Raw genomic sequence first — 11,779 nt, forward strand, 5'->3', positions numbered from 1 at the left:
TCGGGTCCCGGTTCTCCGGCCCGCCCGGCATCCCATTGTGTTAGTCACTAACAATTGTTACCGTGTAACGGTGGGATTGCGGGAGACGAAGCGGAGCAGGACGCGGCAGGCGATCCAGGAGCAGGCCATGCGCCTCTTCCTGGAGCGCGGCTTCGAGGGGACCACGGTCGCCGAGGTGGCCGAGGCCGCCGAGGTGTCGTCCATGACGGTGTTCCGGCACTTCCCCACCAAGGAGCACCTGGTCCTCCAGGACGACTACGACCCGGTGATCGCCGACCGTCTCCGGCACCGCCCCGCCGGCGAGCCGGTCCTGCACCGGATCGCGGCGAGCATCCTGGACGGCCTCGCGGAACTACCGCCCGACCCGCGGCTGCTGCTGGCCCGCACCCGGCTGATCCTGTACACCCCCGCGCTGCGCGCCCGGGTGTGGGAGAACAACCACGCCACCCAGCAGGTCATCGTCGCCGCCCTGCCCGACGACGACCCCTTCGAAGTCCAGGTCGCCGCGAGCGCCTGCCTGGCCGTCGCGACCACCGTGATGGTCCGCTGGGCCGAGACCGACGGCCACGCCGACCTGCGGGAACTGATGGCCGAGGCGCTGGCGGTGGTCACCCGATGATCGAGGCGCGCGAGCTGACCAAACGCTACGGGCGCACCACCGCCGTGGACGGCCTCTCCCTGCGGGTCGCCTCCGGCGAGGTGTACGGCTTCCTCGGCCTCAACGGCGCGGGAAAATCCACCACGATTCGCATGCTGCTCGGCATGACCCGCCCCACCGGCGGCTCCGTCCGCCTGTTCGACCGGGCCGAACCGGACTGGAGCCGGGTCGGGTACCTCGTCGACGGAGCCCACGCCTACCCCGGCCTCACCGTCCGGGAGAACCTGGAACTCACCCGGCGGCTGCGCCGGGAACCCGTCCCCGCCGCCGTGGACCGGGCCATCGAACTGCTCGGCCTGACCCCCCACCGCGACCGGCGGGCCGGCACCCTGTCCCAGGGCAACGCCCAGCGCCTCGGACTGGCCAAGGCCGTCCTCCACCGCCCCGACCTGCTCATCCTGGACGAACCGGCCAACGGCCTCGACCCCGCCGGGATCGTGGAACTGCGCGGCACCCTGCGGCGCCTCGCCCACGAGGACGGCACCGCGATCCTGGTCTCCAGCCACATCCTCGCCGAGGTCGCCCGCACCGCCGACCGCATCGGCATCATCGACCGGGGCCGCCTGCTCACCGAGTTCCCCGCAACCGACCTGCCCCGCTGCACCTGCGGCACCGAGAACCTGGAGGACGTCTTCCTCCGACTGCTCACCGACCACCGGCCGGAGGCGGCGGCATGAGCGCCGCGCTGTGGACCGAGACCGTCAAGTTCCTGCGCTCCCGGGCGCCCTGGGCGACGGGCGTGGCCTTCCTGCTCCCAGTCCTGCTTGCCGCGCTGTTCGTGACGGCCTCTGACGACGCGACCCTGGCCGGCAAGTCCCAGGCCCTGGGGATCACCCCCGACTGGCCCGGCTTCCACACCGCGCTCCTGCAGATCGACGCCGCGGGCGGGTTCCTGCTCTTCGGCGTCCTGGTCACCTGGATGTTCGGCCGCGAGTTCAGCGACCGCACCTTCCTGGACCTGCTCGCCCTCCCCACCTCCCGCACGGCGATCGTCCTGGCCAAGTTCACCGTCACCACGACCTGGCTGCTCCTGCTCGGCGCCCTCCAGACGGCCGCGTGGCTCGCCACCGGGACGCTCCTCGACCTGCCCGGCGGCCCCGGAGCGGTCCGAGAGGGCCTGCCCGACCTGCTCCTGCTGCTCGCCCTCACCGTCGCCCTCACCCTCCCGGTCGCCCTCGCCGCCAGCGCCGGCCGCGGCTACCTCCCCGGCGTCGCCGCCACCGTCGCCCTCCTGGTCTCCGGCGTCGCCACCGCCACCACCGGCGGAGCCACCTGGTTCCCCTGGGCGGTCCCGGCCGCCCTGGGCGGACTCACCGGCACACCGTCCCTCCCGCCCCTCGGCCTGGCGACCGTCGCCGCGACGGCCGCGGCCGGCATCGCCACCACCGCCCTCTGGTGGCAACGAGCCGACCATTAGGCCGTGCCTCGAATTCCGGGTGCGCCGGGTGCCGATGGTCCTGGTTCGCTCACGCAGGCCCGGCCGCCCTGGCGGGGTGTGTCCTGCAGGTGACGTGCCGCCGATACCGCCCCGGCTCACCCCGCTGACCTGACCAGAGGCCCACCAGTACCCACGCCGGTGATCGTTGAGGATAGGTGGGGCTGGGGCCCCACCTATCCTCAACGATCACCCCGATGGCGTTCTGGACGACGGTGATGGCCACCGGCTGGGCCCCACCCATCCTCAATGATCGTGCCGGGCGGAGGCGGGATCCGCCGGCCGGGTGGGGCACCAGATCCTGGCGCTCGCCGCGGAGAAGTCAGGGCGTCCGGCGGTCCGTGGCGTGGTCGGCGCAGACCGCCACCTCGCAGCCGGCGTCCCGCAGCACCACCGGCACGGTGTCGCCGCCGAGCGGGTTGCCGTGCTCGGAATGCCTGCGCGCGCCGACGACCATCAGTTCGGCACGCTCGCCCGCGGCGGCCAGCACCTGGCCGGGATCACCGAAGACGACCCGCAGCCGGGTGGTGAGATGCCGGGAGCGCGGGACGACACGTGCGGCCAGCCGCCGCAGGCGCAACCATTCGATGACGGCGCGCACCGGACGCGGGACGGTACCGCGGGAGTCGAGGACATGGATCACGTCGAGCACGGCGTGGCGCCGCTGGGCCTCGGTGGCGGCGCGGCGAAGCGCGGCGATGGAGTTGGCCGAACCATCGACGCCTACGACCACGCATCGAGGCCTGGGCACGACCCGCATGATGGACCTGGTCATTCTCCCAGGTTAAACACTGCGGAGTACCGCCCCGGCGATGCCGGGACGCGGCGCCGGGTCCGGGGCGGGCGAGCGGCCCGTGGTGGATGACGCACGACCGCCACGCCGGACGGGCTCACCGGGACCAGGCCGGTGGCGAAGACGTCCTTCGCGGCGCGGACGGACGCGTGCTCTCCGGCCACGGCGCGGGTGAGTTCATCCGGACCGCCGGGAGGAGCGCTTGGCGGACGCCGGCCGCTTGAACACGAAGGTCAGCGTCTGGCCGTTCTCCGAATGGCTGACCAGTTCCCAGCCGTCGGCGGAGTAGGCGTCCAGCAGCTCGTCAGGGGAGGACCAGGAGTCCGGCTGGTGGGGATTGTAGGTGTCGATCACATGCTCCCAGCGTTGTGGCGGCATCGCGGCGTTCCCTTCGGTGGAGCGGCGGCCGGGGCGCGGCCGGACACCCGCCAGGTTCCCACCTGTTGACTTCCTCCCATGGCTGAGCCGGGGGATTACCACCGGCTTGAGAGCGGGTTGGGCCGGTACGGCCTCGCGGGGTCCCTGTTTCGCGGACCGCCTGACGGCGAGGTCTCCACAGGCCGGCGCCGCATGTCCTGCGGCGCTGAGGATGTTCAGGTCGGCGTGGTCGCAGGCCGTGCACACGAAGACCGTTTGGCTCTTGCGGTCGTCGGCGTCCACGTGCCCGCACGAAGCGGGCCGCCCAGCCGGGATCACGGCGACGATGCCGGACAGGCGGGACCTGGTACTGCGTGACGTCAGCGCCCGCCGTCCGGCCACCTCGGAGAACATCGGCCCGCCACGACCGGCGATCGCGGGTCGGACTTCAGCTCGGACCGGCGCCGCGGTCCTCGCGTGCCATGTCCCCCGTGCCGGGGGTTCCCGCGCCCAGGCCGTAACGCAGGAGCACGGCGCCCTTGGCGGAGGCGACGGGCGGTTCGAGGAGTTCCAGGTTGGCGGGGACCGCACCACCGTCGAAGACCTTCTTGCCGACGCCGAGCACGAGGGGGAAGACCCACAGGTCGAGCCGGTCGAAGAGGCGCTCGCGCAGGAGGGTCTGCACCAGGTTCAGGCTCCCGATCACGTGGACGTGCTCGTGCTTGTCGCGCAGCTCGCGCACGGCGCCCACCAGGTCGGGGCCGAGCTGGGTCGAGCCCGCCCAGCCCAGGTCCGGGTTGCCGCGTGAGGCGACGTACTTGGGGATGCTGTTGAACAGCGTGGCGATCCCGCCGTCGACGCCGTCGGCCTGGTTCGGCCAGTGCGCGGCGAAGATGTCGTAGGTCCTGCGGCCCAGCAGCAGGGCGTCCATGCCCTCCATTCCGGCACCGACGTGCCGGCCGACCGTCTCGTCGAACAGGGGCGCCTGCCACCCCCCGAACGGAAAGCCGTCCGGGTCCTCCTCGGGGCTCCCCGGCGCCTGGCCGACCAGGTCGAGCGTCGCGAACAGGTCGATGTGGATGGTGCCCATGGGGTTCTCCTCGCGCTCCGGTCCGTGCCGGCACGAACCTAGACCGGTGCACTGACAGAACTCGTCGAACGACCACCACCAGGAGGGCTGGGCGGCTTCGCCGGGCGGGCATTCGATGTCCGGCGCGGCGTCCGCTCCGGCGGCCTCTTGACCTCGAGTCGAGTTGAGGTCCCAGAGTGGTGGCATGGTCTTCACAGCAGCCGAGCGCGACTACCTGGGCATCCACCGGCGCGGGCACCTGGCCACCATCGGGCCCGGCGGAGCACCGCAGGTCAAACCCATCGCCTACATCCTGACCGGCGACGCCATCGACATCGGCGGGCCGAACCTGACCGATTCGCGGAAGTACCGCAACATCCAGGCCGACCCCAGGGTCTCCTTCGCTCTCGACGACGAAGCCGAAGAGCCCGTGGGCCCCGGCGGCCAGACCGGCCGCGGCCTGGAGATCCGCGGCACCGCCGAACTGCTCGTCCTGGAGGACGAACTCCTGCCGGGCTTCAGCCGCGACGTGATCCGCGTCCACCCCCGCCGGATCATCGCCTGGAACATCGACGGCCCCGGCCCCAACATCCGCAACGCCGACGGCACCGGATCGGCCACGGCCGGCTGAGAACCGCCCTGGCAGCAGCGGATCCGGGCCTGCCCGGCGTTATCCTGGGCGTGTCCCGAACGCCAGAATGGCGGAACGGACATCGAAACCGCAGGTCACGCCCCCCGAAAAGTGGACCCGCCGCAATGCCTCGCCCGACTCGAAGGGCATAGAAGCCCCTTGGCGTTTCGCCTGTTTCTAGGGCGCGTCGCAACGCTCCGCCCGACTCGAAGAGCATGGAAACCAGATGACGGTGGTCCCCAGCAGGCCCTTGACGCTGACTCCGGTCGCACCGCCCCGCCCGATCCGAAGGGCATGGAAACGGTCCCATGTGCTGACGGAACCAATTGGTGTCGGTGGCCCCGTCGCAACGTCCCGCCCGACCAAAGGGCATGGAAACGAGCCGGTGCAGTGACGAACACCCACCTGGTGAGCCGCCGCGGTTTCCGCCGGCCCGGCGGCTGACGATGCCGGCCGCCCTGACCCTCCGGCTGGTGCCCGACCGCCCCGCCCGGCCCGACACCAGGCAGCTCCACGGGCTGGCGTGCGCGCTGTTCGAGAATTCCACCGACCACCGCGCGCAGCGCAAACCCTTCACCGTCTGGCCGGTGGCGCCCGACCCCGTCGACCCGGACACCGGCCTGCTGCTACGGGCGAGCTGGCTGGCCGAGGAACCCCTGCCGTTCGACCCCGACCGGCTCACCGAGGTCCGGTTCGGGTCACGCCGGTGCCCCGTGGCCGCCGCCGACGTCGTGCGGACCTCCCGCGCCCGCCTGGCCACCACCGCACCGGCGTCCACCGCGGAACTGACCTTCCGCTCCCCGGCCTACTTCGCCGCCAACGGACGGCGCACCGTCACCCCGGACCTGCGGCTCGTCCTCGGCGGGTACCGGCGCCGCTGGAACGAACATCTCCCCACCGGCTCCCCGCTGCACCTGGACGACGAACTGGGCCGGGAACTGCACCGCGCCGTCGAACTCACCGGCTACGACCTGCGCACCGTCCGCCGCGACGGCGGCCACGGCCACCCCGTGACCGGCTTCACCGGCCACATGGCCCTCGCCCTGACCCCCGACGCCCCCACCGAACTGCGCGCCGCCTTCACCGCCCTGCTGAGCTTCGCCCCCTACAGCGGCACCGGCGCCCGCACCACCCACGGCTTCGGCGCCACCACCGCCACCCTGCACAGGCCGGCCTCCCCGGCCTGACCACCCGGCGCCCGGCAGCCGGTACAGCGGTCACCGGATCGGTCGGAGAACGCCCCGGTCGGCGCGGCGGTGAATCATCAGGTCAGAGCGGGTTTCCTCGTGGCCGCATCACTCGGCAGTTATGCTCGAACCCGGCTACGGCCGAGGATGGCGGAACGGACACCGAAACCCCAGGTCAGCACCCCGAAGAACCCCGACCCGTCGCAACGCCCCGCCCGACTCGAAGGGCATAGAAACAAGACGAGGCCCTCGCTGTTGGCCTTGTAGATGCCCCCCGTCACAACGCCCCGCCCGACTCGAAGGGCATAGAAACGAACTCCTCGTTCCAGAGCCGCTCGTTGGTGATCGGCTCGTCGCAACGCCCCGCCCGACTCGGAGGGCATGGAAACCCGTGGTTCTCGAACCCGTCGTACGAGGCCGTCACGTGTCACAACGTCCCGCCCGACCCGAGGGCATAGAAACGTGTGGCCGTTCAGATGGGCGTCCAGCGTGTACAGGTCACGACGCCCCGCCCGACTTGAAGGGCATAGAAACAGGTAGAGCGCCACGGCGCAGTCGATCGCGTTGTCGACGTCACAACGCCTCGTTTGACCCGGAGGGCATAGAGACCACCCAGGATCTGCAGTTCATCGTGATGGACCCGTCGTAGCACCCCGACCAGGCTCAAAGGGCATACGAACGGGCACGTCAGCTCGTCGAGCAGACCTTGTACCGGCTGGGTCGCACTACCCGGCCCGGGTCTGCGCGGTCTTCTCGGCCTGACCGTCGCCGCCCTCGCTCGCCCCTATGTCCCCGCCGAGGCTTCTCCTCTGCTCGCTCGGGTAGCGGCCGAAGTGATCGCCGCACGTGAGCCGCCGGATGCCTCGTTGCCGCTCTTTCTCATCCGCCGGCGCGTTCGATCACGGTGTCGAGGCGCTTTTCGAGGTGCGCACGGGCGTCCTCGGTGTCGCCTCCGGCTATGGCGATCATGGCGATTCCGGCGGTGATGATCACGTCGGCGAGTTCCTTCTGCACGTCGTCACGGGTGCCGTGGACGCCTTTGCGGGGGTTCTGGCCGGTGACACCGATGTAGGCCTGCACGGCTTCGCCGAACTCCTCGGCGATCTTCATGATGCGGGTCTGTTCGTCGATGCCGGCCAGGAAGCCGGAGTGCAGGCGTGCGAGGTGATCCCACATGGTCGACCGTCCCGGGGTGTCGGCGTGGCGGAGCGCACGTGACGCTAAGGCATGTCTCGAAGCAAGGTAAACAGCCTCCCCACGGCATCGGCACCAACTGCGCCCACCCTCCTGAGGGCCCCTACCAGCAGCAGCGCCAACCACACACTCACAGATCCTTCAGCTTTTAGTGCGCTCTAGCGCCTCGGATGCTGAAGGATCAAGTCGGCTGAGGCCCCGAGGGGGAAGCGCAAGCGGTACCGGTACTACAGGGAGGCTTTGGCCTTGCTGCGGAACAGGCCATAGGAGGAGCCGAAACCGCACCGCTTTGACCTGCGGTGATGCACTACCGCCGGACTGCTGCAAAAATCAGCTCCAGCGGCTTGCCGAACCGGGCCTCGACCTGGGATTTTACCCTCGGGTCGCAGATCATCCCTGGAGGGATAGCAACGCCAGGGTGAGGCGGTGGGCGTCCTGCTCCCGGATGGTCGCAGATCATCCCTGGAGGGATAGCAACCTGAAGGTGACCCGGAACATGAACGCGCCGGCGGCCGGGTCGCGGATTATCCCTGGAGAGGACGTAACTTCGTTTGTGTCTTGGGCGGATGAAAGGGCTGAGGTGCTCCGGAAGATCCGGAGCACCTCAGGGAGCGGGGTAGGGCGGGTCTACGCCAGGTCGAGTTTTCCGGCTTTGATTTGGTGGATCAGGTGTCTGAAAGCCGGTTGGTCGATGGAAAGGGCGGTGTTGGTGGGGTTCTTGCTGTCGCGGAGGCCGATGGCGTCTGGTAGTTGGGCGACTTCGATGCACTGTCCGGACTGGCCGCCGCTGTGGCTGCTTTTGCGCCAGGTGGTGGAGGAAACGCTGTTGGTGTGCACAGGCTCTCCAGGGAGGAGGGGGGTTACGGCAGGTCGAGTTCTCCGGTCTTGACCTGCTGGATCAGCGTCCCGAATGATGCCCGGTGGACGATGAGGATGGGGCCGGCGGGGTTTTTGCTGTCGCGGAGGCCGACGACGCCGGGTGCTTGGGCGACTTCGACGCAGTCACCGCTCTGGCCGCCGCTGTGGCTGCTCTTGCGCCAGGTGGTGGGGAGGTCGATCCTGTTCACAGGCTCTCCAGGATGTCTTGGATCAGCTTCTCGGAGTCTGAGGCCGAGAGGGTGAGGGATCGGATGCGTTCGAACTTTACGCCAAGCTCGGCGACTCGCGTACCTGTGTCGATCATCCGGCCCCAGCCGCCGATGCTTTCGATGTAGGCGACGTCGGGCTCGGTGGGGAAGCTCAGGATGGTGAACGCGCCCTCGGGGCAGATCTGGGCGCGGTCCGGCACGATGTGGATGGTGATGTTGGGCCTGCGTGCCAGTTCCAGCAGGTGTTCCAGTTGGGCGCGCATGATGTCGCGGTCGCCGAACCATCGTCGTACGGCGAACTCGTCCAGCAGAGCGACGATCATCGGTGGCTCTTCCCGCGTGAGGATCTCCTGCCGGTCCATGCGCGCGGTGACCAGTTCCTCGAGTTTGTCGGCGCGCTGTCCGGCGCGCAGGACCGCCCGGGCGTAGTCCACGGTCTGGAACAGTCCGGTGATCACGAAATTCTCGTAGAGGCGGACCATGGTGGCGTTCGCTTCGGCGTCGGTGAATTCCGGGAAGCTGGCCGGTAGGCCGGTTTCCTCGATGAGGCGCGGGTGCAGGCATTCGAAGAACATGTCCAGGCCGAAGACGCCGTCCATGGCCTGGCAGAGGCGGAAGCCGGGGGTGCGGGTGCAGGTTTCGATGCCGCTGATCAGGCTGCCGGAGACGTGCAGCAGCTGGCCGAGGGCGGGCTGGGACAGTTTGGCCTTCTCGCGTTGCTGCTTGAGGTGGTAGGCGAAGAAGCCGCGGACGGATTCGTCGGGTCGTGCGGGAGGCATCGGGGTCGCCTTCCTCTCTGCACTGGGGGGTGTGCGAGGTCCGATTCACGTGTGGAGACGGACTTGTGGCCGAGAGTAACCAGCCCTGCCGAGGATGGGAGGGCACTTCGACAAGCTCCCTGACAAGGCGGAACCGATGCAGTCCACAAACCCCCGCAAGGCCCCCATGCCGGCCGCGGAACCGACCCACCGTTCGCTCCCGGCCCCGGGAAAGGGCAGACCGGAGGGCGCGGACGAGCCGGCGCTCTCCCACCTCCGGGCACTGTGCGCGGCGGTCCAGGCGGGCACCGCCCTCCGGGCCCGGGTGGCCGAGCGGCCCGGCGACTGCGGCGGGCCGGTCCTGCGGGTGGTCAACCCCGGCGCGGGGCACCTGGCCGAGGAGATCGGCTGCCGGGCCGGGGGAGGGGGGCACCGGTTCACCTGGTCCTGGGGGGACGACCTCGGTCCCGCCCGGGACGTGCCCGCCGCCGTGCGGGCGATCGAGCGGGTCCTGGCCGCGGACGCGATGTGATGCCCGGCCTCGAAGCCCTGGCGGGGCAGGCCGTCGCGGTGGTGTTCCTGGGGATGGCCTGCACGATCGCCGTCTGGGAGCTGTACCGGCCCGCCGCCAGGTACGCGCTGTCCCGCCTCTGCCGCATCACCCGGCTGACGGGCCGCGCCGCCGCTCCCCGGGCGGAGACGGCCGGACGGTCCCGCCCGGGGAGGCGCCCCGTGCCCGCACCGATTCCAGGAGGTGACCGGAACGATGGGTGAATGGACGGACCTGTGCACCCCGTCCGATCGGTGGCTGTACCAGAGCGCCCTGACCTGGCGGCGCATCTACCCGGGCCGGGCCGACCAGGTGACGCACGCCCGGCGGTTCGTGCGCTCCATGCTCGCCGGGACCGGCCGGTGCGAGGACGCGGAGTTCATCGTCTCCGAGCTGGCCTCCAACGCCATCCTGCACACCCTGTCGGGCGCGCGGCGCGGCTGGTTCGGCGTCGAGGTCTCCCTCGCGATGCACGCCTGGATCAGCGTCCGCGACCTGGGCGGCAGGAGGACCCCGTCCGCGGTGGTGCCCGCGGGCTCGGTGAACGGGCTGCGCGAGAACGGCCGGGGCCTGCCCGCGGTCGCCGAGCTGGCCCTGGCCACCGGCTACAACGGGGACCCGGTCGGCGGCCACACGGTCTGGGCGCAACTGGGCCTGCCGCCGGAACCGCCGCTGGAGGTGCCGTGAACGGCCTCCTCCCGCCGATCGGCCGCCACCGGCGCGCCCGCGAGTGCGGGTGAGGCGCGGACGCGCTCATGCCGTCCGGGCCGAGGCCCGGGAGACGGCGCGCCGAGGGTGGGCTCATGCGGTCGAGTCGGGGTTCGGGAGGCGGCGGGCCGGGGGCGGGCTCATGCGGTCGGGTCGGGTCGGGTCCAGGGGCGGTGCGCCGAGGGCGGGCTCAGGTCGTCGGGTCGAGGTCCAGGAAGTCGGCGAAGGGGTCGTCCAGGCCGGTGGTGGGCTCGTCGCGGCCGAGCAGGCACGAGTCGAGCAGCGCGCCGATCCGGTCCTGGTCCAGTTGGGGGCCGGTGAGCACCAGGTGCTGGACGCGGTCGCCGTGGTCGGGGGACCAGTCCAGCGCGGCGGCCAGCCTGCGGGCGGGTGGGGCCGCGTCCCAGCCGGTTTCGGGGAGGGCGGCCAGCCAGGGGCCGGTGTCGGCGACGGTGACGATTCCGGCGACGGCGTCCCAGGCCAGCATTCGGTCGGGCCGGTTCGCGAGCCAGAACCGGCCCCGGCTGCGCACGGACTCGGTGGCGAGGGTGTCCATGGCGTCGAAGAACCGGGCCGGGTGCAGGGGGGCGGTGCGGTGCCAGACCACGGTGTCCGCCGCGGGGGTGTGCGTGGGGCAGGGGAGTTGGGCGGTGGCCGGGTCGACGCGGGCCGCGAGTTCCCGGGTGCACCAGCCGGGGCCGGTGACCGGGGGGAGCGGTTCGCCGGGCATGGTGACGGGGGTCATCGGTGCCAGGTGCCCGAGTAGTTCCCGGCACAGCTGGAGATCGTCCTCGTCGATCGGGGGCAGTGGCGCGGGCAGGGGGTCCGCGACGACGAGCGCGGTGGCGTACTCGATCTGGTGGGCCAGCACCTCGGCCAGGTAGCGCTGGTCGCCGGAGGTGCCCGGTTTGCCGAGTTCGGCCAGTAGTTCGCCCCGGCAGATGTCGGTGGGCATCAGTTCGGCGTCCACCGCGGTCAGCACGCCGGTCAGCCGCAGGTCGCCGTCCCGGACGGGGAGCGCCTCGGCGATCGACCGGGGCTCGACGCAGTCCCACAGGTCCAGGACCAGCAGCGGGGCCAGGCTCGCGTGCCGTAGCGCCTCGCGGACCAGGTCGTTGCGGACGGTGCAGGTCACGCAGTCGCCGTCGAGCCGGAGCAGGGACCGGTCGTGCGTCGTGCCGGCGTCCCGGACGGTGCGCGTCACGAAGCCGTCCGCGGAGTCGCGGAGGTCGTGGTGGATCGCCAGGGCGCCGGGGTGCTCGCGCAGGAGCCGGTCGACGACTGCGGTGCGGGCCGTGGCGTGCAGCCCGGCCACCAGCACGACGGGAACGGACATCGGACCCCCTCTGCA

General features: G+C 71.1%; 16 protein-coding genes. 8 read left to right on the plus strand and 8 right to left on the minus strand.

Annotated elements, in window-relative coordinates; all coding sequences use genetic code 11:
* Positions 1-70: 70 nt before the first annotated feature.
* The 3 genes from DPM19_RS23090 to DPM19_RS23100 are packed head-to-tail and all read left to right on the plus strand — an operon-like array spanning position 71 to position 2,075.
* Positions 71-619: a TetR/AcrR family transcriptional regulator gene (locus tag DPM19_RS23090; RefSeq protein WP_233510658.1), complete on the plus strand. Its 549-nt coding sequence runs from the start codon at positions 71-73 to the stop codon at positions 617-619.
* Positions 616-1,335 carry an ABC transporter ATP-binding protein gene (locus DPM19_RS23095; RefSeq protein WP_111870085.1) on the plus strand — a complete coding sequence of 240 codons (720 nt, stop codon included), beginning with the start codon at positions 616-618 and terminating at the stop codon, positions 1,333-1,335. The genes DPM19_RS23090 and DPM19_RS23095 overlap by 4 nt, the downstream gene beginning before the upstream one ends.
* A complete protein-coding gene (locus DPM19_RS23100; RefSeq protein ID WP_111870086.1) occupies positions 1,332-2,075 on the plus strand; it encodes an ABC transporter permease in 744 nt (247 codons plus the stop codon). Before DPM19_RS23095 ends, DPM19_RS23100 begins: the two co-directional genes overlap by 4 nt.
* Before the next feature lie 340 nt (positions 2,076-2,415).
* Here the strand turns inward: DPM19_RS23100 and DPM19_RS23105 are convergent, their stop codons facing one another.
* The 3 genes from DPM19_RS23105 to DPM19_RS23110 all read right to left on the minus strand — a co-directional run bounded on the left by DPM19_RS23105 (position 2,416) and on the right by DPM19_RS23110 (position 4,333).
* Positions 2,416-2,868 (minus strand): universal stress protein, encoded by a 453-nt coding sequence (locus DPM19_RS23105; protein WP_111870087.1) that lies wholly within the window; start codon positions 2,866-2,868, stop codon positions 2,416-2,418.
* 195 nt (positions 2,869-3,063) lie between these two features.
* The gene (locus tag DPM19_RS34920) at positions 3,064-3,264 is read right to left on the minus strand and encodes a hypothetical protein (protein WP_146778959.1); all 201 of its coding nucleotides are present in this window, start codon (positions 3,262-3,264) and stop codon (positions 3,064-3,066) included.
* A gap of 427 nt (positions 3,265-3,691) precedes the next feature.
* A complete protein-coding gene (locus tag DPM19_RS23110; protein WP_111870088.1) occupies positions 3,692-4,333 on the minus strand; it encodes a dihydrofolate reductase family protein in 642 nt (213 codons plus the stop codon).
* A gap of 184 nt (positions 4,334-4,517) precedes the next feature.
* Between DPM19_RS23110 and DPM19_RS23115 the strand changes: the two genes are divergently transcribed.
* Complete coding sequence (locus tag DPM19_RS23115; protein ID WP_111870089.1) at positions 4,518-4,943, plus strand: PPOX class F420-dependent oxidoreductase; 426 nt, start codon at positions 4,518-4,520, stop codon at positions 4,941-4,943.
* Between the two features lie 446 nt (positions 4,944-5,389).
* A complete protein-coding gene (gene cas6 / locus DPM19_RS23120; RefSeq protein ID WP_158566859.1) occupies positions 5,390-6,130 on the plus strand; it encodes a CRISPR system precrRNA processing endoribonuclease RAMP protein Cas6 in 741 nt (246 codons plus the stop codon).
* Between the two features lie 879 nt (positions 6,131-7,009).
* Here cas6 and DPM19_RS23125 read toward each other — a convergent pair.
* The 4 genes from DPM19_RS23125 to DPM19_RS36450 form a co-directional block, all read right to left on the minus strand.
* Positions 7,010-7,240, minus strand: a complete 231-nt coding sequence (locus DPM19_RS23125) for a MazG-like family protein (RefSeq protein WP_146778960.1) — start codon at positions 7,238-7,240, stop codon at positions 7,010-7,012.
* A gap of 711 nt (positions 7,241-7,951) precedes the next feature.
* Positions 7,952-8,161: a DUF397 domain-containing protein gene (locus DPM19_RS23130; protein WP_111870092.1), complete on the minus strand. Its 210-nt coding sequence runs from the start codon at positions 8,159-8,161 to the stop codon at positions 7,952-7,954.
* Positions 8,162-8,184: 23 nt separating this feature from the next.
* Positions 8,185-8,391, minus strand: a complete 207-nt coding sequence (locus DPM19_RS36445) for a DUF397 domain-containing protein (RefSeq protein ID WP_233510659.1) — start codon at positions 8,389-8,391, stop codon at positions 8,185-8,187.
* Complete coding sequence (locus DPM19_RS36450) at positions 8,388-9,191, minus strand: helix-turn-helix domain-containing protein (protein WP_233510660.1); 804 nt, start codon at positions 9,189-9,191, stop codon at positions 8,388-8,390. The genes DPM19_RS36445 and DPM19_RS36450 overlap by 4 nt, the downstream gene beginning before the upstream one ends.
* Before the next feature lie 136 nt (positions 9,192-9,327).
* Between DPM19_RS36450 and DPM19_RS23140 the strand changes: the two genes are divergently transcribed.
* From DPM19_RS23140 to DPM19_RS23150, 3 genes are read left to right on the plus strand one after another with little or no spacing between them, the layout of a single operon-like run.
* Positions 9,328-9,702, plus strand: a complete 375-nt coding sequence (locus DPM19_RS23140; protein ID WP_146778961.1) for a hypothetical protein — start codon at positions 9,328-9,330, stop codon at positions 9,700-9,702.
* Positions 9,702-9,944: a hypothetical protein gene (locus DPM19_RS23145; protein ID WP_111870094.1), complete on the plus strand. Its 243-nt coding sequence runs from the start codon at positions 9,702-9,704 to the stop codon at positions 9,942-9,944. The genes DPM19_RS23140 and DPM19_RS23145 overlap by 1 nt, the downstream gene beginning before the upstream one ends.
* Complete coding sequence (locus DPM19_RS23150) at positions 9,937-10,407, plus strand: ATP-binding protein (RefSeq protein ID WP_111870095.1); 471 nt, start codon at positions 9,937-9,939, stop codon at positions 10,405-10,407. Before DPM19_RS23145 ends, DPM19_RS23150 begins: the two co-directional genes overlap by 8 nt.
* Before the next feature lie 211 nt (positions 10,408-10,618).
* Here DPM19_RS23150 and DPM19_RS23155 read toward each other — a convergent pair whose 3' ends face one another.
* A complete protein-coding gene (locus DPM19_RS23155) occupies positions 10,619-11,764 on the minus strand; it encodes a GTP-binding protein (protein ID WP_111870096.1) in 1,146 nt (381 codons plus the stop codon).
* Positions 11,765-11,779 lie beyond the last annotated feature (15 nt).

It is taken from the genome of Actinomadura craniellae, assembly GCF_003289645.1.
Classification (GTDB): domain Bacteria; phylum Actinomycetota; class Actinomycetes; order Streptosporangiales; family Streptosporangiaceae; genus Actinomadura_D; species Actinomadura_D craniellae.